Here is a 21,582-nt window from a genome sequence, read left to right as displayed (position 1 = left end):
TGTGGTTTGTGAGTTTGTTTCATTCTTCGTTTTCTTACGTCGAACTGACGTTAAATACAGAGATATTAAAGCGTGTGGTAACGATCCGAGGAGGATAGAAAGACCCCGAGATATATAAAGACCGGCTTGACTGTCGTTGTTCAGTGATTCAGGTCGGGATGATCGCCACGCTCCATCGAGACCTCATAGCCGATAGAGGCGAACTGCTCCTCGAGCATCCTTATCCCCTGAGCAGACTCACTGCCGAAAGCAGCCTTGTTATCGTAGAGAGAGTAGTCCTTTCGGAAAGTCGATGGAGACAGATTGGGCATGACAACATTGGCTCCCGCAAGGATACCTCCGATACGGCCTTGCCCCGGCAACGAAGCCAGAGCTGTCGTAGCAGGGATGAGAGCATGAGGCAGCATGAGACGACAGATGGCAATGAGACGGAGCGTGAGATCGACCGTACCTGCCCTCTTGTCTGCAAAAGGAGTGGCATGATGAGGTATAAAAGGCCCCAAGCCTATCATCTCCGGACGCAGTTCCTCTATAAAACGCAAGTCCTTGACTATGTGTTCGAGGGTCTGTCCGGGGCTGCCCACCATAATACCCGTCCCTGTCTGAAAGCCCAAAGACTTGAGCGTACGCAGACAGTCCACACGGTAGTCACGACTCATCCCCGAGGGGTGCAACTCTCCGTAATGGGCAGGATCAAAGGTCTCATGACGAAGGAGGTAACGATTGGCACCTGCCTCTCGCAGACGGCGATACTCATCGGGTGTCTTCTCTCCGAGGGAAAGAGTGATGGCGCAGTCGGGATAGTTCCGACGCATATCTCTGACCAGGGCTTCGACCCAATCGATACCCTGACGAGGATCTTCGCCACCTTGGAGTACAAAGGTACGCAACCCAAGAGCATACCCTTCGGCACAACACGACATCACATCCTCATGAGAAAGTCGGTATCGGGCAACCTCTCTATTGCTACGACGTATACCACAATAGTAACAGTCGTTGCGACAGAAGTTGCTGACCTCAATGAGTCCACGCAGATAGACTTTGTTACCGAAGACAGAAAGGGCGACCTCCCTTCCTCTCCGATGCAGGTACTCTATGGTATCTGCATCGGAGGTCGAAAGGAGGTCGAGTAGTTCGTTATCTGATAGACTGTGATTCGTGGCTAAGAGATCAACCGTGCATTGTGGCATAAGTCTCCTGTATCTTGGTAAGCTCCTTGTTGAGCTGGCGACGACCCGCCATTATATCGTTGTATGCGCTCGGACCGGAGATACAGCCACCGGGGCACGACATGACTTCGATGAAGTTTCCGGGAGCTTTACCCGCCTTCGCATAACTACGCAACATCTTGATGTTGGCCTTGTTGAGGTCTGCTACTTCGATACCTGACACACCTGTGACACGAGGTCCGAGATAAGACTTCACAGCACCCATCACACCACCGTTGTAAGCAAATGCATGAGCTTCGCGTACCGACTTGAATGCCATTTGGTACTGAGGAGCCTGCTCGATCTCTATACCCAGACCTTGGAATATCGCACCGACTTCTTCAAACGTAAGGATCATATCCACCTCCTCATCGCGGCGAAGCTCTGCACGCTTACCGATACATGGGCCGACGAAGACGATCTTACCATTAGGATACTTTTCACGCGCCACACGAGCAGCGTAGTACATAGGCGAACCGGTATGAGAGACATAAGGCTTCATCTCAGGGATGTGTTTGTTGACAAGCTCTATATATGATGGGCAGCACGATGTTGTCATGAAGCTCTGGCCTTCTTCCATCTTTTCGAGAAGCTCCTCGCCCTCGTTGCTGATGGTACCCATAGCTCCTTGTGCGACCTCGATGACATCGGTAAATCCTATCTGCTTGAACGCTCCGTACACCTGCTCTATGCCGGTCTTGAACTGACCAAGGATCGAAGGCGCGATGATGGCAATGGTCTCCTCACCTCTGCGGATGCTCTGGAGGACATCAAAAGTCTGAGAGATCTCAAAGATAGCACCGAAAGGACAAGCATTGAGACACTTGCCACAGTAGATACACTTGCTCTCATCGATGTGCTCTATACCGTGCTCATCTTTACTGATGGCATTGACGGGACAAGCCTCCTCACATGGGACAGGGATATATACGATAGCGTGATAGGGGCACGACTTGTGGCAGATGCCACAACTGATACAAGTATCGTGGTTGATCTGCGCCTGACCGTTTTTTTGGAATGTGATAGAGTCCTTGGGGCAGTTGACATAGCAGCTACGAGCCACACAACCACGGCAGAGGTTGGACACCTCATAGTTGATCTCGACACAAGAGGTACAAGCCTCGTCGATGACACACATGATGTTTTCCTTCTCCGGAGCTTTACGGTCTAAAGCCTCACGAGCGTACTTCGATAGTGGGTCGATCTCGTCTTTTTCGTCTGTCATGTCAAATCCGAGCAGAGGAAAGCTCTTGTACTTCCATACTGCACGTTCTTTGTGCGGACAGCATCTACCGAGAGTTTTTGATCTTCGAGGGCTGAATTCGATAGGTAGATAATCAATTTTTTCTACAAGTTCGTCGTTTTTCCACAACTCAACGAGTTTCGCAAGCAATCTGTGGCGGACGAACATCACATTACTTGTATAAGCCATACCTTAATTAAAAAATGTATATTCTGCTCTTTGCATCTAAGCAACACAGGGTGCAGAAAGTGTCTCAAAACTAAGATGAAAGCCTCGTTTTGAGGCAACCTTGAGGGTTATTCTGCAAAGACTCAACAAAGATAAGCCCAAAAGTTAATATAGTCCAAATATTTAGGTAGTTATATGCCTCATTTTGTCTACCTCAAGAGGTATTTTCCGAAGATTCTCCCCATTTTGATAAAAAACGGCATAGTAGGGCATCACAATAAGATAAAACACCTCCGCCACACACAAAGTGAAGGGGGACAAAAAAGGTTGTCTAACTTGTGATGTCAAGGTAGGCAACTTAATTCATCAAGTCAGACTCCTGAATTTCGAAGGTTCTACATCTTATCCTTTACGTCATACATCAAGATACTCCCAAACGAGCTGATGACGAGGACGATCACCGGGCACAAAAGACTCGATGCAAGTGGGAAAAGAGAAGTCCGCAGGAAAGCCGACACGGAAGAAGGTAGAGAATGGGGCGTGAGGGCTACTCGCCAAGGAGTTCGGCAGCCTTCTGAGACAAGGTGCGCAGGTGTTCGGCTATACCTTGGAGTCGGTCTATCACCTTGACCTCGAGACCGGTCGTATCTCCATGGAGGCGACCCATGGCAGCCTTGAGGGTGAGACCTTTCTGATAGATGAGATAGTTGAGCTTGTCAATGATGATGAGATGCTCGCGGTGATAGTAGCGCGTGCCCGAAGCCGACCGCCTCGGGGTGAAAGCCCCCTCCCGCTCCCAATAGCGTATGGTCACCTCGGAGATGCCGTACATCCTCGCCACTTCACTGATGGAGTAGCAGAGCTTCATATCCTCCTTGGTTTTCCAATCCACGCGCACAGATTTTTTCCGCTGTTTCATCACTGCATAGTTTTGTCCTATAATATAGAGACAAAGATATAAATTTGTAACTTTGTAAGACTCTTCGCGAGCACTTATATTTCTCAAAGCAATAAACTTAACATTAGATATATGTACACATCAAAACAGATCAGACAGCTTTTCCTCGACTTCTTCGAGTCCAAAGGCCACCATATCGTACCATCGGCTCCGATGGTCGTCAAGGACGACCCCACACTGATGTTTACCAACGCCGGCATGAACCAGTTCAAGGACGTCATCCTCGGCAATGCTCCCATCAAGTATCCTCGTGTGGCGGACTCACAGAAGTGTCTCCGCGTCAGCGGTAAGCACAACGACCTCGAGGAAGTAGGGCGCGACACTTACCACCACACGATGTTCGAGATGTTGGGCAACTGGTCGTTTGGTGACTATTTCAAGAAGGAAGCCATCGAATACGCATGGGAGCTCCTCGTGGATGTGTACAAGCTCGATCCCGACCGTCTGTATGTGACTGTCTTCGAGGGTTCGCCCGAAGAGGGTTTGGAGCGTGACAACGAAGCCGAGAGCTACTGGCGTCGCGTCCTCCCTGCAGAGCGTATCATCAACGGCAATAAGAAGGACAACTTCTGGGAGATGGGCGACACCGGGCCTTGCGGTCCTTGTTCGGAGATACACATAGACCTCCGCAGCGATGCAGAGCGTGAGGCTGTGCCCGGCGTGCAACTTGTCAACAACGATCACCCTCAGGTGATAGAGATATGGAACCTCGTCTTCATGCAATACAACCGCATGGCAGATGGTCACCTCGAGCCCCTACCCAACAAGGTCATCGACACGGGTATGGGATTTGAGCGTCTGTGTATGGCACTCCAAGGCAAGACGTCCAACTACGACACAGATGTCTTCACTCCGATGATCTCCGCTATATCTTCGCTCGTCCATATCCCTTACGGTCAGACCGAAGCTCAGGATATCGCCATGCGCGTAGTGGCAGACCACATACGCACCATAGCCTTTTCGATCACCGATGGTCAACTACCATCCAATGCCAAAGCGGGCTATGTCATCCGTCGTATCCTCCGCCGTGCGGTGAGATATGGCTACACTTTCCTCGGACAGAAGGAAGCCTTTGTGTACAAGCTCGTACCCGTCCTCTTGTCGAGTATGGGAGAGGCTTATCCCGAACTCATACAGCAGGAGCAGATCATCACCAAGGTCATCAAGGAGGAGGAGGAGTCTTTCCTCCGCACTTTGGAGACCGGTATCCACATCCTCGACAGCTATATATCCAAAGAGATGGGCGGAGGTCGCAAAAGTACAGTCCTCCCGGGTACAGTCCTCTTCGAACTTTATGATACTTACGGCTTCCCCGTAGACCTCACAGAACTCATCCTCAGAGAAAAAGGCCTGACTGCCGATGTGCAGGGTTTTGAGGTCGAGATGCAGAAGCAAAAAGAGCGTGCTCGCAACGCTGCAACGATCGAAGCAGACGACTGGGTAATGGTAGGCGAAGGTGACGTGGACTTCGTGGGCTATGACCACAACGAGTGCAAAACAAACATAGTGCGCTACCGCAAGATAAAAAAGAAAGGCAAAGATATGTATCAGGTCATCCTCACCCGCTCTCCATTCTATGCAGAGATGGGGGGACAGATCGGAGACCGGGGAGAGCTCCGCGGACGCTCCAATGGTGAAGTCGTCTACATCGAAGATACAGTGCGCGAAAACAACCTGCCTATCCACATCATGACAAAACTCCCAAGCGACCTCAACCAAGGCTTCTACGCAAGTATAGACAGCCGCCGTCGTCGTCGCATCGAGTGCAACCATACGGCAACACACCTCATGCACCTTGCACTCCGTCAGGTATTGGGTACGCATGTGGAGCAGAAGGGTTCGTTCGTATCGGATGAAGTCTTACGCTTCGACTTTTCACACTTCTCCAAGATGACGAGGGAAGAAATCCGCAAGGTCGAAAACCTCGTTGCCGAAATGATACGTACCAATACACCTATAGATGAGCGTCGTTGCGTACCGATGAGCGAAGCGAAAGAGATGGGTGCGATGGCTCTCTTCGGCGAAAAGTACGGCGAAGAAGTGCGTGTCATCAAGTTTGGAGATTCTATCGAGCTTTGCGGTGGTACACACGTACCTGCGACAGGTGTCATCGGTAGCTTCCGCATCGTCAGCGAGTCATCTATCGCTGCAGGGATACGCCGTATCGAGGCAGTGACGGGAGAAGCAGCGGATGCTTACAACGACAAGCTCCAAGACCTGATCCATGACCTCCAAGGATTGCTCCAAAACTCTCCTAACCTCAAGCAGGCTGTACAAAAGCTCATCGCTGAGGACGAACAGATACGCAAAGAACTGCGTGAAGCCGTGGATGAGCGCAAGGAGCGTGTCAAAAAAGAAATCCTCGCTTCGCCAAAGGTTGTGGGAGACATCCACGTATATGTCGTACCGTTTACTTTGAAGGCAGACATCGCCAAGGATATCGCATTTGCTGTCAAGGCCACAGAGACCAAGGACTTCGTATACATTGCCAACAGCCTCGAGACAGAGAAGTGTACACTCACGTTGATGCTCAGCGACGGGCTTGTCGCTCAAGGCCACAACGCTTCGACACTTGTACGTGCGGCAGGTAAATTCATCCAAGGTGGCGGTGGCGGACAACCGGCCTTTGCAACTGCAGGAGGTAAGCGCCCCGAAGGTCTCAGCGAAGCCAACGACTACATCCTTGCAGAGCTCGGACTGAAATAACGAAACATCCCGCGACAGATGAAGCAGGAAGTACGGATAACAGACTTGTCTCGAGCGGGAGCGATCCTCTCGCAGCATATTGAAGAGTCTTCGTACAGACGCCTCATCATCATTGCGGATCAAAATACTGAGGAGCATTGTCTCCGCAGACTTAATGACGGGAGCAGTATGCCTGAGATATGGTATACTGCTCCCGTTATCATTGTCCCGGCAGGTGAAGGCTGTAAGGACATCTCCGTCGTCACCGATGTGTGGCGACAACTATCCGAACTCCCTGCGCACCGTGACACTTGTCTCTGTGCCCTCGGAGGGGGAGCTCTCACGGACATGGCGGGTTTCGTCGCTGCCACCTATAAAAGAGGAACGGGACTCATCAACATCCCCACAACTCTGCTGGGAGCCGTAGATGCAGCCATAGGGGGCAAGACCGGCATAGACCTCGAGGGGGTCAAGAACATCATCGGGGCTTTTTACCCCGCAAGTCTCACACTCATATGTCCACAGCTCTTTGAGTCCCTTCCGGCATCCGAACTCCTTTCCGGCTATGGAGAAGTACTCAAGTATGCGCTCCTTGTGGGGAAGCCCCTCTTTAGCGAAGTCCTCAGCCGAAGAGCAGGAGATACCACTCCGGATATCCTGAGGGCTTGCATCGAACACAAGCAACGTATCGTAGCTGAAGACCCCTTCGACCAAGGTGTACGCATGACCCTCAATCTCGGTCATACAGTTGCCCACGCCCTCGAAGGTCTCATGGTACGTCGCCAACGCCCGCCTATCGCTCACGGCATCGCTGTGACAGCGGGAATAATAGTCGAACTCTATCTCTCCGTCAAACGCTGCGGACTCGACCGCAACACCTTGTACAGCATAGCCGGATACATCCGCGATGAGTTTCCACGAGCAGCATTTACTTGTCATGACTATGGCATCCTCATGGAGATCATGAGACAGGACAAGAAAAACACCGGCGATCACATCACCTGCATACTCCTCGCAGAACCGGGCTCTCCCCTCATCGTGAGGGACATCACCTCAAAAGAAATCGAAGAGGCTCTGGACTTCTACCGAGACTTTGTCGGCATCTGAGCATTCTCTTTGACTCATCGTTGCCTCATCCCGAGAACAAGAAGCAACACCCATGCCAAACCCATGACAGTCGGGAGAATTGTGTACTCTGTCTGCACTCTCAAATCAGAGGGTCTCATCAAGAATTATCGGACGAATGGTGCTACATAGGGCTCTTTTCTGTAAATTTGTGGAGATACACTTAAACGTACGAACAAACTAAGACAAATAGATTAATGAGTTTTTTTGCATCCCTCCCCGACAGTGTACATCACTCGATGGAGAGTTTTGAAAAAGAGTATTATAGCTCTCTCTCCAGCTCCAGCGAAGACATGTCTCGTGCTGTCGAAATACTATCAAGCTCGGCAGGCAAGAGGATGCGTCCCTTATTGCTGATACTCACTGCAGGGTGCTTTGGAGAGATAGATAAGAGCGTCATCAATGGCGCGGTCTTTGTAGAGCTGCTCCACGTCGCCACACTCATACATGATGATGTCATCGACGAGAGTGGCATGAGACGAGGCAACCCTGCACTCCATACCCTCATAGGCAGTCACAAGGCTGTCCTCATGGGCGACTATGTCCTCGCCACGGCGATGATGAAGGCTGCCCAGACACAAAATCACGATGTAGTCAAGGCTCTTGCACTCCTCGGACGTATGCTCATCGAGGGAGAGTTCCTGCAGATGAGTGCAGCTCGCAAGGGCTTCCCCACCGAAGAGCAATACCTCGACATCATCAACAAAAAGACGGCTTCGCTCATGGCTATGAGTGTATACATAGGGGCTTCGCTGATCGGAGTCAAAGATCCTCAGACACTCAGGATGCTGTCAGATGCCACAACAAAGTTGGGGCTGGCATTCCAGATCAAGGACGACATCTTTGACTATATGTCTGCCAATGACACAGGCAAGCCCACCGGTAATGACCTCAGAGAGCACAAAGTCACCCTTCCTCTCATCTATCCATTGACCAAATTGACCAAAAAGGATGGGTATCCTCGACAGAAGGAAATGATAGAGATACTTGACAAAGAAGTCCTTTCGCAAGAGGAGATACAGTCTCTCATAGACTTTGCTCACCGAGAGGGAGGAGTAGCCTATGCCGAGAGCAGGCTCAAGTCACTCATCGAAGAAAGTAAAACGCTATTTGACGACGCCCTACCTGAGTGCGAGTACAAAAAGGCGTTGCTGACCCTCTGTGACTACGTAGGCAGCCGGGAAAAATAAACACAGGAAGATTGATCACAAACACAAAACTTGAATAAGGATGAAAAGATTAGTACTTATCCGTCACGGCGAGAGCCAATGGAACAAAGAAAACCGCTTTACAGGCTGGACTGACGTAGACCTCACCGAAAAGGGCATACAAGAGGCTATCAAAGCCGGACAGCAACTCAAGGCAGAAGGCTTTCACTTCACTCTCGCATTCACATCTTACCTCAAAAGAGCAGTCAAAACCCTCAACAATGTCCTCGATCAGATGGATCTCGACTGGATACCGGTAGAGAAATCATGGAGACTCAACGAAAAGCACTATGGTATGCTCCAAGGTCTCAACAAAGCTGAGACGACAGAAAAATACGGCGAAGATCAGGTCCTCATCTGGAGACGTAGCTACGATGTAGCTCCTGAGCCACTTGACAAGGGTGACGAGCGTTCACCATTCCAAGAAACGCGCTACGCAGGTGTAGACGCCAAGGATCTACCTCTCACAGAGAGCCTCAAGGACACAGTAGATCGTATCCTCCCTTACTGGGAAAGCACCATCAAGGCTTCGCTCAAAGATCATGATGATGTCATCGTGGCAGCACACGGCAACAGTCTCAGAGGTATCATCAAGGTACTCAAGGGCATCTCTGACGAGGGTATCATCAGCCTCAACCTCCCTACGGCTATCCCATACGTATTTGAGTTTGATGACAATATGAACCTTGTCAAGGACTACTTCATCGGTGATCCTGAGGAAATCAAAAAGCTCATGGAGGCGGTAGCCAACCAAGGCAAGAAGAAATAACGGTCCGTCACCGTTCAAACAGTACAAGGGGACCCCGACAAAAATCGGAGTCCCCTTGTGTCATATTTACACCGACGAGGCAGAACGCCTCTCTATCAACCCCTTAGCAGGTAAACTCTCCGGGCGAAGAACTACAAAGTGAAGATAAAACACAACGATGTGGGCACAACATAAGCTGTTAGGAATATGCATTAGCTTAGGCATATTTTGCACAGAAATGAGAATCTGTGCAGTTTTTGTACCTTTTTTCCTATTCTCGTATGTTTTTTTTCGTACCTTTGTGACTATTGGTATCCTTAGGCTTAGGAAGCAAAGTAGCTCTACGACAGAGACACAGCAGGGATACCAAGGAGATTTAAAGCGTATAACTTAACTTTATTTTTTACTATAAAAGCTATGGAAAGGATTCATGCAGCGATAACAGCGGTGGGAGGATATGTGCCTGACGACGTCTTGACTAATGCTGACATCGAAAAACTAATAGATACTTCTGATGAGTGGATCACTACTCGTGTGGGTATCAAGGAACGCCGAGTGCTCAAAGATGCAACAAAGGGATCTTCATACCTGGGTATTCAGGCAGTCAAGGATATGTTCGCTCGCAACGATATAGATCCTAAATCCATAGATTTGGTTATATGCTCGACCAATACGGCAGACTATCACTTCCCTACGACTGCTTCTATCATAGCTCACGAAATGGGTATCACATCGGCTTACGGCTTTGATGTCCAAGGAGCTTGTACAGGGTTTGTGGTAACACTCGAAATGGCATCCAACTACATCATGTCAGGACGCTACAAAAAGGTGCTCGTCGTATGTACAGAAAAGATGAGTTCGGCGGTAGACTACACAGACAGAGCTACGTCTCCCCTCTTCGGAGACGGTGCAGGCTGTGTTCTCGTCGAACCAAACAACGAAGGCAACGGAGTCATCGATGCTATCATCCGCAATGATGGTGAGGGCAAGGAACATCTCATCATGAAAGGTGGTGGATCGGCTTGTCCTGCAAGCCACGAGACAGTAGACAAGAGATGGCACTACGTGTACCAAGAGGGTCAGTATGTGTTCAAGGCTGCAGTCTCCATGATGGGTGACACTTCGGCAGAATTGCTCGAGCGCAACGGCCTCAACCACGATAACATCGCATGGGTATTCCCTCATCAGGCGAATATGCGTATCATCGATGCTGTGGCTCGTCGTATGGACTTGTCCATGGACAAAGTGGCAGTCAACATACAGAAGTACGGCAATACGAGTTCGGCTTCTATCCCCCTATGCCTATGGGAGTGGGAGGACAAGTTACGTAAGGGAGACGACCTTATCCTTACAGCATTCGGAGCCGGTTATATCTGGGGCTCTTTATACATAAAGTGGGCTTATGACGGTAAAAAGTGAGGGAAACAACAGTACACTCTTTGGGGGTGTAGCTCCGGGACACAAGTCAGGATTTGTCAACATCGTGGGAAACCCCAATGTGGGCAAGTCCACGCTGATGAATAAACTCGTCGGCGACAAGGTCTCAATCATCACCTCCAAAGCACAGACAACACGACACCGCATCATGGGTATCGTCAATACCCCGGAGATGCAGATAGTGTACTCGGATACCCCGGGGGTACTGAAGCCTCAGTACAAGTTGCAGGACTCGATGTTGGGATTTTCGCGTTCGGCACTTGGTGATGCGGACATACTCCTATATGTCACCGACACAGTGGAGTCGGTGGAGAAAAATGAAGAATTTCTCGCAGAGGTTGCCAAGGTAGAGTGCCCGGTATTTGTCCTCATCAACAAAGCAGACCTCTCCGACCAAGCCGGATTGGCGGCGATGGTCAAAGAGTGGCAGGAGCGCCTGCCCAATGCCGAAGTAGTGCCCCTCTCTGCTCTACATGGCGTAGGGGTACAGTATGTCATGAATCGCATCCGTGAACTACTGCCGGAGTCTCCTCCTTACTTCGAAAAGGATGCATTCACGGACCGCCCGGCAAGATTCTTCGTCACGGAGATCATCCGTGAGAAGATACTACTCTACTACCAAAAGGAGATACCCTACTCCTGCGAAGTCGTTGTAGAGAGCTTCAAGGAAAGCGATGACCTCATACGTATCAATGCGGTCATATATGTGGAAAGGGACTCCCAAAAGGGTATCATCATAGGACATAAGGGTGCTGCACTGAAAAAAATGGCTTCTAAAGCCCGTGCAGACATAGAGAGATTTTTTGAAAAGAAAGTATTCCTCGAGATATTTGTCAAAGTAGAAAGCGATTGGCGCAACAGAGACAACCTGCTCAAGTCCTTCGGCTATCGCCAAGACTGAAGCCCAAGGAGACATAAAAAATAATACACAGAGGGATAGACAACGGAGATAAAAAGAAAATGAATAGGTTAGTAGCAATAGTAGGACAACCCAATGTCGGAAAGTCGACACTCTTCAACCGCCTCACGGGTACTCGTACCGCCATCGTAACCGATGAGCCCGGCACGACTCGTGACAGACAATATGGTAAGGCGGAGTGGAATGGTGTGACATTTTCCGTCGTAGACACAGGTGGATGGATCGTGAGATCCGATGATGTCTTTGAAGGAGAAATCAACAAACAAGTAGAAATAGCTATTGAAGAGGCAGACCTCATCATCTTTATGGTGGATACTCAGGTAGGCCTCCTCGAGACAGACGAAGGGGTGGCAAAACTCCTCCGCCGTAGCAAAAAGCCCGTCATCCTTGTAGCCAACAAGGCAGACAACTTCTCAATGGAAGCCTATGTTGCGGAGTTTTACAGCCTTGGGCTCGGTGATCCGATGCCTATGTCTGCGATGAATGGTTCGGGGACAGGAGAGCTTCTCGACAAAGTTGTGGAGATACTTCCTACCGATGACGGAGAGGAAGAGCAAGAGGATGAGATCCCCCGTATAGCCGTGGTCGGACGTCCTAATGCAGGAAAATCATCGCTCATCAATGCCTTTTTGGGCGAAGAGCGTAACATCGTCACGGACATAGCAGGCACGACACGCGACTCTATATACACGAGATACAATAAGTTCGGGCACGAGTTCAGCCTTGTAGATACAGCCGGTATACGCAAGCGTGGCAAGGTCAACGAAGACCTGGAATACTACTCTGTCATCCGCTCCATACGTGCGATAGAAAACAGTGATGTATGTGTACTGATGCTTGATGCCACAAAAGGTATCGAGGGGCAGGATCTCAACATCTTTTCGGTCATACAGAAAAACAAAAAGGGCTTGATCGTCTGTGTCAACAAGTGGGACCTTATCGAAGACAAGTCCCAGAAAGCTCAGGACTCTTATACAAATGCCATCCGCAATCGCTTGGCTCCCTTTACGGACTTCCCTATCATCTTTATCTCTGCGCTCAACAAGCAACGCATCCTCAAGGTATTGGACACAGCGAAGGAAGTATACGACAAGCGTCAGACGCGTGTATCTACCAACCGGCTCAACAGCATCTTGCTACCGATCATAGAGAAGACCCCTCCACCTGCATGGAAAGGCAAATACATCAAGATCAAGTACATCACGATGTTGCCTAAAGTCTCCGTACCGTCTTTTGTCTTCTTCTGCAACCTCCCTCAGTGGATCAAGGAAGAGTACAAGAGATTCCTCGAAAATCAGATACGCAACCATTGGGACTTCTCAGGAACTCCAATCAACATATTCTTCAGAGAAAAATAATCACCTCACCCTAATCCTCTAAATAATGGAAGCTATCAGCAAGACACGTACAGCCTTCCTCAACGCCGCTCGCAAGCTATTTGCGAGAGAAGGATTCGACAAGACGACGATGAACGACATCGCTGTCGAGTCGCAAAGGGGCAGGCGTACACTGTACACTTATTTCAAGAATAAAAACGAAGTCTTCACTGCAGTCATCGAACAAGAGCTGGAGTCCCTCTCCGTAGAGCTTGCCTCCATCGTAGAGTCCCCACTGAAAGCGACCAAAAAACTCCTGATGTACGGACAACGTCGCTTGGCTCTCATCAGCGAAGTGGTTAAGCGCAATGGATCTCTCAACGCGGCATTTTTCCAAGATATATCCCTCGTTGAGCGAGCGCGTCTCAGGTTTGACATCCAAGAGACACGTTCGATACAGAAGATCCTCAGAGAGGGCATAGCAGCATCGGAGTTTGAGGTTACAGACACACGATTCATGGCTATCCTCCTGCACAACTCCCTCAAAGGGCTCGAAGTCCCCTACATCAAAGGACAGCTCTCACGCAAGATCATCGGTGCAGTAGACATCAACAAAGTCATCAAGCAATTCATCTTTGAAGGTATTGCCAAAAGAAATAACGACTAACAACACTAAAATATCAATATGAAACTTCTTCAAGGAAAAGTAGCCATCGTCACCGGTGGTTCGAGAGGGATAGGCAGAGCCATAGCCCTCGAACTCGCACGCCAAGGCGCAGACATCGCATTTACAGGACGTTCGATCAACGAAAACACAAAGTCGCTTGAACAAGAGCTGCAAGGTCTCGGTGTGAGAGCCAAGGCTTATGCCACCGATGCCGGAGACTTCAAGGCAGCACATGACTTTGTGGACGAAGTATTGAAGGAGTTTGGACAGATAGACATCCTCGTCAACAACGCAGGGATCACCAAAGATACTCTCATGATGCGTATGACCGAAGAGCAGTGGGATGATGTCATCGATGTCAACCTCAAGTCGGTCTTCAACCTCTCCCATGCCATCACTCCGGTGATGATGCGTGCTCGCAAAGGCTCTATCATCAACATCTCATCCATCGTAGGTATCACCGGTAATGCAGGTCAGGCCAACTACTCTGCTTCCAAAGCAGGTGTACTCGGACTCACGAAGTCCCTTGCCAAGGAACTCGGTAGCCGTGGAATACGCGTCAATGCCATCGCACCGGGCTTTATCGAAACAGATATGACAGCAGTCCTCGATGCAAAGGTCGTGGAGGAATGGGTCAAGACTATCCCTCTACGCCGTGGCGGACGTCCTGAAGACGTTGCTTCGACAGTCGTGTTCCTTGCTTCTGACAGTTCGGCATACATCACAGGACAGGTGATCAATGTCTGTGGTGGTATGGTGATGTAATACCTCGTCCACGAAACCCACCGATGACTGTCCTCTACGAAGACAATCACCTACTAATCGTCAACAAAGCGGCAGGAGAAATCGTCCAAGGCGACAAGACGGGAGACATACCCCTTGTCGAAAACCTCAAGACGTACCTGAAAGAGAAATACGACAAGCCCGGGAATGTCTTTCTCGGGCTTGTTCATCGTCTCGACCGTCCGGTATCAGGCATCGTCATCTTTGCCAAGACGAGCAAAGCTCTCAGCAGGATGAACGACCTCTTCAGGGCTCATGACAAGGTAAAAAAGACATACCATGCCATCGTCGAGGCTCCTCCGGCACGTCCGGAGGCAACTCTCGTTCACTTCTTGAAAAAGAACGAAAAGCAAAACAAATCCTATCCCGTAACCTCACAGACAGACGGTGCAAAGAAGGCTGAACTCTCCTACCGCACCCTCGCCCACTCCGACCGCTACACCCTCCTTGAGGTACAGCTCAAGACGGGGCGACACCACCAGATACGTACACAGCTCAGCGCCAATGGTACTATAATCAAGGGAGATCTCAAGTACGGAGCCAAGAGATCCAATCCCGACGGATCCATCTCCCTCCACGCACGGAGCATAGAATTTGTACACCCCGTGAGCAAAGAACTCATACGTGTCACAGCCCCTTATCCCGAAGGGGATGCCCTGTGGCAGTACTTCAACAAATGAAAAAACCACCATCGGACCGCACACTCAAGTGCGGTCTTTTTTGCCCTCCGCTCGAGCCAAATAAAAAAGTAGCAGAAGAGGACAAATCAAGGTGCCTACCTTGACAAATGAAGATGCCTACCTTGATCTCTCAAGGTAGGCATCTTTTTTTTGCACATTTCATTTTACACATAAAAGGATCTTCCTACCCAATTGAACAGCAGTCGATAAGGGGCATTGATCCCGGGAGTACGGACACAACGAACTAATAACGGAGCATCAAAGCCATAAGAGAGGAGAAAGAAAAAAGCCCCACGTAGTGGTACCAGTCATGCCTATGAAAGTTAATTTATCATAATTACATAACAAAAAGCCTCCATACTCTCATTATGCGAGCGCCAATTCATAAAAAAATAGATATTATTGTAATAGGGGAACTATACATTACTGTGAAAAAGGAGGGGAGTATGAAAACCGAATACCAGAATGTCGTCATTGACAGGATAAGAAAACTCAGGCTGGAGCGAAATATCAGCCAGCAGCAGTTGGCCCTATTGTTAGGGATCAGCAACGGCCAGATCGGCAATATCGAAAGCTACAAGACAATACATAAATACACATTGAATCATATCTACAAGATATGTTGCGAGTTCGGCGTGCCCATTGAGGAAATCTTTTACGGCAAAAGAGAGGGCGAAGCCACTTCCAACCTCAGGTTGATAGAGCATATAGTGAGGTATGAAAACAACATGATAACAGAAAATCGGAAGGCAACGGCAAATGCCATCGCGGAGTAAATAACCCAAGCAGATAAAACATAGTCATGAAAAAGAGTAATGAATTAAATGAAACGCTGATATTCAGCAGTTTTTGCTCCAATCAATCAGAAGAGTGTCCGATAGGAAATCAAGTGTCGTCTGAAATGGAAGACACAGAGTGCGTGAGCGCAGAGTCCGTGGCTTATCAGCAGCCTTCCGGGAGGAGTAAAGGAACGAAGAAAAAGAAATCTGAACTGACCATGGAAGCGATCATCGGAGAAGACGAAAGACAACACATAAGCCCTAAGGAATATCCATTTACAGCCATTTGTTCACTGAAAATCAAGACAAAAACCGGCAGGAACTACTTGGGCACGGGTTTTTTCATCACACGAAGGATACTTCTCACTGCGGGACATTGCGTGTACATACACTCCGAAGGTGGTTGGGCGAAGTCGATAGAAGTCATCCCCGGCAGAGACGGCAAAGAGTCTCCATGGGGTAGTGTGAAAGCCACCCAATTTCACGCCCTGCAAGGTTGGATAAGCAAGCAAAACAGTTCCTATGACTTCGGAGTGATTGTCCTGCCCGAAAGCTCACCATTGGGAGAAAAGGTAGGATGGTTCGGCTACAAGACATTCAGGGAGCCGGAGTACAAAAAGCACGAACTACACATATCCGGCTATCCCGGAGACAAAGGAGGAGCCCGGCAGTGGTATATGTCTGGCTACGGCACAGCCAAAGGTCCTCTGCTCAAGTACGAAATAGACACGATGGGAGGACAGAGCGGATCTCCTGTGTGGATGAAAGAGGATGCAAAATGCTATGCCTTGGGGGTACATACCATGGGCAACCCTCAGATGGGCAACTTTGCGACGTGCATAAGCAGATACATAGCACGATTTATCAATGAGATAAAGAAATCTAATCCATAGAAAAACAACGACAGTATGGAAATAAACCTTTTATTTAAATTATCAACTTAAAGTTTTATCAACTATGAACAAGAAAACAACAGCAAAAACAAACACTTCAGAACCAAAGATCGAAGAAACACAGTTGGAAGCAACTCTCAAAGAAGACCTCTATGCAGAGGAAAATAACTTTGTGGCACAAGAGGAGGATGAATGCTCGGAGGAGGCTTTCTGTCCTTTTGAACTTATCGATAGTGAGGTCGGAGAAGTTGAGGTAAGAGACGCCATTTGGGGAAGTTATACCAAAGATGAACTGGACAAACTCTTGGCTGAAGCCGATGCGGAAAATGATGAACCGGCCCAGGAAAATATCCTCGGCAAGGATGATCGCGTAAGGATCAGAGCACCAAAGGAAACCTTTCCTTACAGATCTATCTGTTCGCTCAGGATGACATCTCAAAAAGGGAAGAGATACATAGGCACGGGATTCTTGGTTTCTCCAAGGATAGTGGTTACTGCAGGACACTGTGTATACTTCCATAAAGATGGGGGATGGGCTAAACATATTGAGGTTATTCCCGCATGTGACGGAGGCGAACGACCTTACGGGTCTGTGGTCACGACTACCTACTGTACGCTCAAAGGATGGAGAAAAAATAAAAATTGGAACTATGACTTTGCAATCATCATACTTCCACCAAACTATCCCATTGGGAATAGGGCAGGCTGGTTCGGGTATTGCCACTACAATAAAAAATCAGCTTATAACAACATCCGGATAAGGGTCGCAGGCTATCCCGGAGATAAAGGTCAGGGCACAGAACTTTTTACTGACGTTGGCAAATGTAAAAGCTTTATCTTTAGCAGTAATAAGGTCGCATACAAAGCTGATACAATGGGAGGACAGAGCGGATCTCCGGTTGGAAAGGTGGATAGATTTTCTTATGCCATCGCTATACATACAAATGGGGGTAGGAGATGGAATTATGGGACCAAGATCAACAAAAAGATCTTTGATATCATCTCCAGATACAAAAAGAACTTCCCGGGATAAGACTCTAAAAGTTCTATTATGGATGTAAAAGTAATCACTAAAAGCAAGGAACCCGTGAATGACGCTATTGTCTCACTCAAGGCTGTTCCATACAAGGGAGTGTTTCCGGATATTGCCTCCATCACCAACGATGAAGGCATCGCCGGTATCCCGTGTGAGTGCCACAAAGGGAAGTATTCCTTTATAGTGGTTACAGAAGAACACGGGAGATTTGATGTCGATGTCGAAGTGACGGATACAAAATCCCGGAATCCTATCTACCTGATCCTTGATATCAAGTAGAGTATTCAATTAATCAAATGAAAGCAAGAAGCCCCTACCTCAAATTCCTGAGGCAGGGGCTTCGACTATCTCTATAAGCTATTGAATCATCAATAAGCACGAGCGAAGAGTACCCGACGAGCAGAAGGCTTGCCCGAGTACATACAAGTGCCGGGAGTGGTATCTCCATCAAATGGGATACAACGTATCGTAGCCTTGGTTTCGTTCTTGATCGCTTCTTCAGTCTCAGGCGTACCATCCCAATGTGCGAGGATGAACCCTCCGAGCTCCAACTTCTCCTTGAACTCCTCGTAAGTATCCACTACGTAAGTATGTTCCGTACGATAGTCGAGAGCTTTCTTGAAGATGTTTGCCTGGATATCATCCAAAAGACCCTGGACATAGTCCACGATGCTATCAAACTCCCTTGTCTTCTTCTCCAACGTATCACGGCGCATCACCTCGATAGTGCCGTTCTCCATATCACGACCACCCATGGCAAGACGCACAGGCACACCTTTGAGTTCGTACTCTGCAAACTTCCAACCCGGCTTCTTGTTGTCCGCATTGTCATACTTGACAGAGATACCACGCTTCTTGAGCTCAGCCACGACAGGAGCGATCTTTTCATCGATGGCAGCAAGCTGTTCCATAGACTTGTAGATAGGTACGATGACCACTTGTATCGGAGCAAGTTGAGGAGGCAGTACGAGACCGTTGTCATCAGAGTGAGTCATGATGAGAGCACCCATGAGACGAGTAGAGACGCCCCAAGAAGTAGCCCACACATACGACTGCTTACCCTCCTTGTCTGTGTACATCACATCAAAAGCCTTGGCAAAGTTCTGCCCGAGGAAGTGCGAAGTACCACTCTGAAGAGCCTTACCATCCTGCATGAGAGCCTCTATGGTGTAAGTATCCACGGCTCCCGCAAAACGCTCACTTGCACTCTTGACTCCCTTCACGACAGGCATCGCCATGTAGTTCTGGGCAAAATCTCCGTAGACATGCAACATACGCTCAGCCTCCTCGAGAGCCTCCTGTTCCGAAGCATGGGCAGTATGCCCTTCTTGCCACAAAAACTCCGCAGTACGGAGGAAAAGGCGAGTCCTCATCTCCCAGCGCACGACATTCGCCCACTGGTTGCAGAGAATCGGAAGGTCACGGTAACTCTGTATCCAACCCTTATACGTATTCCAGATGATTGTCTCCGACGTCGGACGCACGATAAGTTCCTCCTCGAGACGAGCAGCAGGGTCTACGACGACACCCGTACCATCCTCATTCGTCTTGAGACGGTAGTGCGTGACTACGGCACACTCTTTGGCAAAGCCCTCCACGTGTTCGGCTTCACGGCTTAGGAACGACTTCGGGATGAAGAGCGGGAAATAAGCATTCTGGTGACCTGTTTCCTTGAACATATCGTCCAACACACGTTGCATCTTTTCCCATATCGCATAGCCATAAGGTTTGATGACCATACAGCCACGCACATCGGAGTTCTCCGCAAGGTCAGCCTTGATCACAAGATCCTGATACCATTGGGAGTAACTCACACTCCTTGGGGTGAGTTCCTTTAGTTCTTTTGCCATAATATCGATTATATATATTGTTGTTGTTCTTCGAGTTAATTGCGCACTGACGCAAAGACTTACAAAGTTAATACTTTTTATGGCGTTACCGCACACATTACCGCCTGATACTGTGCGAAATCCATCCCCATATGACACATTTTTTGCATAAAAAGGATGATTTTACACTCCTTACGCAACGTCTCCAAGTTACAAACAAAGAGCCCTCCCATACCCTACTCTAAGACGAACGATGGATGGTGCGCAAAGCCCTCCTGACAATATAATGCGTCTCTGCGGTCGGACTCTCCTCCAACCAACGATCGGTGACTTCCACCACAAAGTCCGGACGACTCTTGCTCGCATCGTTGAGCCAATTACCCACACTGTCACGGACATACTTACTCGGATCAGAGCGGAGCAACTCCAATATCCCGAGAGCCTTTTCGGGAAACAGTTTCAACTCACCTATATGCTCACACCACACACCTCTCGGACGGATGGCTTCGGAAGCAAACCTACGTATATTTTCATCCTCATCCTTTGCCCACTGCATGAGTATCTCGATACTCCTGTCCAATGCTGCAACAATACGTCCTCTCATCGCCAGCCAACTAATCTCCCGCACGCCGAAATGCTCATCTGCAGCAAACCTCTTCACATCACTCAAGTTGTCTTCTATCTTCTGTTCACGAGCCGCGAGCATATACACCACCCAACATCTGATCGTATCTGAGGGATGCTCACTCATCAAGCTCCACAGATCATCATCATCGTTAGCCGAAGCAAGGGCATGGAGGGTCTCTCCTATCGCCTGGTTGAACGTGTTAAAAGTCCGCTTCTTCAGCTCAGACAAAGCCTCCATCACAGGAGCGATATAGGACTCTCTTCCAAGCTGCATAAGCACATGGCGAAGGAGATAACACTGATCGATCGCTAACCCTTCGGTGAGGTTGGCTGTAGCAATCTCACCACGATTGAGACGCTCCAATATATCATGAGGTACATCGCTTATCCGCCTTGCCCCTTTTCGTTGTTCAGACATAAACCTATAAAATTATCTTTTTTAGAACCTTTATCCGTTCCACCCTCAAAATATAACACACTTGAAGCACAATGTAACAAAACACGCACCTCACAACAAAACCACAAAAGATTAATATATCCCAAAATATAATGTACCTACCTTTAAGCACCAAGGTAGGTACATCATTATATCAAGGTAGGCTCCTTTTTCACCAATCCCCCAGCATCCAAAGTTACAAGATTTTGAATATCTATCAGATATCTTCAGAACAATCACCTTTGTTATTATACCCCCTAATTGATATGAAAAACGAGCAAACCACTTATGAAGTTCAAAGTAGGTTGCTCGTTTAGACATATTATAAATAGATCTGAGCGTTTAGATCAACTTATTTCCCATCAAGTATGAGATTATCTGCTTAAATTATTGTACATTCGCAACGTGGGAGGTATGACCACTGAGAGCGGCCCGAGAAGTCGCAAACTAAAAGGAGACTGTATCGAAAGAATACTTTTGATACAGTCTCTCTTTTTTTATACCCACATCTCACATAATAAAGCATACCCCATATGAATAATCTTGTTATCAAATGGCATCCACACATAATCAGTCAGTAAGACTATCGAGACTCCGCCAAAAACTCCTCGAAAAAATCACTGATTCCATAAGATTTAATCTTTTTTACTATAACTTTGTGGAGTCCGATGATGGCAGTTAGGTAGCCGACAGGTCATCTTTTAGGTGACGTGATATCGTGGGTTCGACTCCCACCGGACACTATTCTATGTATCGATTTACTAAGACGATACGAGACAGATGGGGCTGTGTCAAAATTCATTTTTGGCTCAGCCTCCTTTTTTATACCTCATCCAA

Annotated in this window: 19 protein-coding genes; 14 read left to right on the top strand and 5 right to left on the bottom strand. The window is 48.5% G+C overall.

The window, feature by feature from the left end:
• Nucleotides 1–140 precede the first annotated feature (140 nt).
• From hydE to Q4A14_RS06420, 3 genes are all read right to left on the bottom strand, one after another.
• A complete protein-coding gene (gene hydE / locus Q4A14_RS06430) occupies nucleotides 141–1,190 on the bottom strand; it encodes a [FeFe] hydrogenase H-cluster radical SAM maturase HydE (RefSeq protein WP_303170834.1) in 1,050 nt (349 codons plus the stop codon).
• Nucleotides 1,171–2,640 (bottom strand): monomeric [FeFe] hydrogenase, encoded by a 1,470-nt coding sequence (locus tag Q4A14_RS06425; RefSeq protein ID WP_303170832.1) that lies wholly within the window; start codon nucleotides 2,638–2,640, stop codon nucleotides 1,171–1,173. The genes hydE and Q4A14_RS06425 overlap by 20 nt, the downstream gene beginning before the upstream one ends.
• 526 nt (nucleotides 2,641–3,166) lie before the next feature.
• Nucleotides 3,167–3,538 carry a MerR family transcriptional regulator gene (locus tag Q4A14_RS06420; protein WP_303170830.1) on the bottom strand — a complete coding sequence of 124 codons (372 nt, stop codon included), beginning with the start codon at nucleotides 3,536–3,538 and terminating at the stop codon, nucleotides 3,167–3,169.
• Between the two features lie 111 nt (nucleotides 3,539–3,649).
• Between Q4A14_RS06420 and alaS the strand changes: the two genes are divergently transcribed.
• The 14 genes from alaS to Q4A14_RS06350 all read left to right on the top strand — a co-directional run bounded on the left by alaS (nucleotide 3,650) and on the right by Q4A14_RS06350 (nucleotide 18,132).
• On the top strand, nucleotides 3,650–6,283 hold the full coding sequence (alaS, locus tag Q4A14_RS06415) for an alanine--tRNA ligase (protein ID WP_303170828.1): 2,634 nt from the start codon (nucleotides 3,650–3,652) through the stop codon (nucleotides 6,281–6,283).
• A gap of 18 nt (nucleotides 6,284–6,301) precedes the next feature.
• A complete protein-coding gene (locus Q4A14_RS06410; RefSeq protein WP_303170826.1) occupies nucleotides 6,302–7,369 on the top strand; it encodes a 3-dehydroquinate synthase family protein in 1,068 nt (355 codons plus the stop codon).
• A 215-nt stretch (nucleotides 7,370–7,584) separates the two neighbouring features.
• Complete coding sequence (locus Q4A14_RS06405) at nucleotides 7,585–8,577, top strand: polyprenyl synthetase family protein (protein WP_303170824.1); 993 nt, start codon at nucleotides 7,585–7,587, stop codon at nucleotides 8,575–8,577.
• Between the two features lie 40 nt (nucleotides 8,578–8,617).
• Entirely contained in the window at nucleotides 8,618–9,364 is a 747-nt protein-coding gene (gpmA, locus tag Q4A14_RS06400; RefSeq protein ID WP_303170822.1) for a 2,3-diphosphoglycerate-dependent phosphoglycerate mutase, read from the top strand.
• A 396-nt stretch (nucleotides 9,365–9,760) separates the two neighbouring features.
• Nucleotides 9,761–10,762 carry a beta-ketoacyl-ACP synthase III gene (locus tag Q4A14_RS06395; protein WP_303170821.1) on the top strand — a complete coding sequence of 334 codons (1,002 nt, stop codon included), beginning with the start codon at nucleotides 9,761–9,763 and terminating at the stop codon, nucleotides 10,760–10,762.
• Nucleotides 10,746–11,681: a GTPase Era gene (era, locus tag Q4A14_RS06390; RefSeq protein ID WP_303170818.1), complete on the top strand. Its 936-nt coding sequence runs from the start codon at nucleotides 10,746–10,748 to the stop codon at nucleotides 11,679–11,681. The genes Q4A14_RS06395 and era overlap by 17 nt, the downstream gene beginning before the upstream one ends.
• A 59-nt stretch (nucleotides 11,682–11,740) precedes the next feature.
• Nucleotides 11,741–13,057, top strand: a complete 1,317-nt coding sequence (der, locus tag Q4A14_RS06385; RefSeq protein WP_303170815.1) for a ribosome biogenesis GTPase Der — start codon at nucleotides 11,741–11,743, stop codon at nucleotides 13,055–13,057.
• Between the two features lie 25 nt (nucleotides 13,058–13,082).
• A complete protein-coding gene (locus Q4A14_RS06380) occupies nucleotides 13,083–13,682 on the top strand; it encodes a TetR/AcrR family transcriptional regulator (RefSeq protein WP_303170813.1) in 600 nt (199 codons plus the stop codon).
• 18 nt (nucleotides 13,683–13,700) lie between these two features.
• Complete coding sequence (gene fabG / locus Q4A14_RS06375) at nucleotides 13,701–14,447, top strand: 3-oxoacyl-[acyl-carrier-protein] reductase (protein ID WP_303170810.1); 747 nt, start codon at nucleotides 13,701–13,703, stop codon at nucleotides 14,445–14,447.
• Between the two features lie 23 nt (nucleotides 14,448–14,470).
• Complete coding sequence (locus tag Q4A14_RS06370; protein WP_303170809.1) at nucleotides 14,471–15,145, top strand: RluA family pseudouridine synthase; 675 nt, start codon at nucleotides 14,471–14,473, stop codon at nucleotides 15,143–15,145.
• A gap of 446 nt (nucleotides 15,146–15,591) precedes the next feature.
• Nucleotides 15,592–15,921 carry a helix-turn-helix transcriptional regulator gene (locus Q4A14_RS06365; RefSeq protein ID WP_303170807.1) on the top strand — a complete coding sequence of 110 codons (330 nt, stop codon included), beginning with the start codon at nucleotides 15,592–15,594 and terminating at the stop codon, nucleotides 15,919–15,921.
• A 26-nt stretch (nucleotides 15,922–15,947) separates the two neighbouring features.
• Nucleotides 15,948–16,817 (top strand): serine protease, encoded by an 870-nt coding sequence (locus Q4A14_RS06360; RefSeq protein WP_303170805.1) that lies wholly within the window; start codon nucleotides 15,948–15,950, stop codon nucleotides 16,815–16,817.
• 64 nt (nucleotides 16,818–16,881) lie between these two features.
• Entirely contained in the window at nucleotides 16,882–17,850 is a 969-nt protein-coding gene (locus Q4A14_RS06355; RefSeq protein WP_303170804.1) for a serine protease, read from the top strand.
• An 18-nt stretch (nucleotides 17,851–17,868) separates the two neighbouring features.
• The gene (locus Q4A14_RS06350) at nucleotides 17,869–18,132 is read left to right on the top strand and encodes a hypothetical protein (RefSeq protein ID WP_303170802.1); all 264 of its coding nucleotides are present in this window, start codon (nucleotides 17,869–17,871) and stop codon (nucleotides 18,130–18,132) included.
• 89 nt (nucleotides 18,133–18,221) lie between these two features.
• Here Q4A14_RS06350 and proS read toward each other — a convergent pair whose 3' ends face one another.
• On the bottom strand, nucleotides 18,222–19,703 hold the full coding sequence (gene proS, locus Q4A14_RS06345; RefSeq protein WP_303170800.1) for a proline--tRNA ligase: 1,482 nt from the start codon (nucleotides 19,701–19,703) through the stop codon (nucleotides 18,222–18,224).
• A 220-nt stretch (nucleotides 19,704–19,923) separates the two neighbouring features.
• The gene (locus Q4A14_RS06340) at nucleotides 19,924–20,727 is read right to left on the bottom strand and encodes a DNA alkylation repair protein (protein ID WP_303170799.1); all 804 of its coding nucleotides are present in this window, start codon (nucleotides 20,725–20,727) and stop codon (nucleotides 19,924–19,926) included.
• Nucleotides 20,728–21,582 lie beyond the last annotated feature (855 nt).

Origin of the sequence: Porphyromonas sp., assembly GCF_030529325.1 — a bacterium.
GTDB lineage: Bacteria > Bacteroidota > Bacteroidia > Bacteroidales > Porphyromonadaceae > Porphyromonas_A.
The sequence above is the reverse complement of the archived record's forward strand: the minus strand, read 5'-3'. Positions and strand labels throughout refer to the sequence as shown.

What these genes read in the sequence shown, in the direction of transcription:
- hydE (WP_303170834.1), bottom strand. Translation starts at nt 1,190, where the DNA reads ATGCCACAATGCACGGTTGATCTCTTAGCCACGAATCACAGTCTATCA.
- Q4A14_RS06425 (WP_303170832.1), bottom strand. Translation starts at nt 2,640, where the DNA reads ATGGCTTATACAAGTAATGTGATGTTCGTCCGCCACAGATTGCTTGCG.
- Q4A14_RS06420 (WP_303170830.1), bottom strand. Translation starts at nt 3,538, where the DNA reads ATGAAACAGCGGAAAAAATCTGTGCGCGTGGATTGGAAAACCAAGGAG.
- alaS (WP_303170828.1), top strand. Translation starts at nt 3,650, where the DNA reads ATGTACACATCAAAACAGATCAGACAGCTTTTCCTCGACTTCTTCGAG.
- Q4A14_RS06410 (WP_303170826.1), top strand. Translation starts at nt 6,302, where the DNA reads ATGAAGCAGGAAGTACGGATAACAGACTTGTCTCGAGCGGGAGCGATC.
- Q4A14_RS06405 (WP_303170824.1), top strand. Translation starts at nt 7,585, where the DNA reads ATGAGTTTTTTTGCATCCCTCCCCGACAGTGTACATCACTCGATGGAG.
- gpmA (WP_303170822.1), top strand. Translation starts at nt 8,618, where the DNA reads ATGAAAAGATTAGTACTTATCCGTCACGGCGAGAGCCAATGGAACAAA.
- Q4A14_RS06395 (WP_303170821.1), top strand. Translation starts at nt 9,761, where the DNA reads ATGGAAAGGATTCATGCAGCGATAACAGCGGTGGGAGGATATGTGCCT.
- era (WP_303170818.1), top strand. Translation starts at nt 10,746, where the DNA reads ATGACGGTAAAAAGTGAGGGAAACAACAGTACACTCTTTGGGGGTGTA.
- der (WP_303170815.1), top strand. Translation starts at nt 11,741, where the DNA reads ATGAATAGGTTAGTAGCAATAGTAGGACAACCCAATGTCGGAAAGTCG.
- Q4A14_RS06380 (WP_303170813.1), top strand. Translation starts at nt 13,083, where the DNA reads ATGGAAGCTATCAGCAAGACACGTACAGCCTTCCTCAACGCCGCTCGC.
- fabG (WP_303170810.1), top strand. Translation starts at nt 13,701, where the DNA reads ATGAAACTTCTTCAAGGAAAAGTAGCCATCGTCACCGGTGGTTCGAGA.
- Q4A14_RS06370 (WP_303170809.1), top strand. Translation starts at nt 14,471, where the DNA reads ATGACTGTCCTCTACGAAGACAATCACCTACTAATCGTCAACAAAGCG.
- Q4A14_RS06365 (WP_303170807.1), top strand. Translation starts at nt 15,592, where the DNA reads ATGAAAACCGAATACCAGAATGTCGTCATTGACAGGATAAGAAAACTC.
- Q4A14_RS06360 (WP_303170805.1), top strand. Translation starts at nt 15,948, where the DNA reads ATGAAAAAGAGTAATGAATTAAATGAAACGCTGATATTCAGCAGTTTT.
- Q4A14_RS06355 (WP_303170804.1), top strand. Translation starts at nt 16,882, where the DNA reads ATGAACAAGAAAACAACAGCAAAAACAAACACTTCAGAACCAAAGATC.
- Q4A14_RS06350 (WP_303170802.1), top strand. Translation starts at nt 17,869, where the DNA reads ATGGATGTAAAAGTAATCACTAAAAGCAAGGAACCCGTGAATGACGCT.
- proS (WP_303170800.1), bottom strand. Translation starts at nt 19,703, where the DNA reads ATGGCAAAAGAACTAAAGGAACTCACCCCAAGGAGTGTGAGTTACTCC.
- Q4A14_RS06340 (WP_303170799.1), bottom strand. Translation starts at nt 20,727, where the DNA reads ATGTCTGAACAACGAAAAGGGGCAAGGCGGATAAGCGATGTACCTCAT.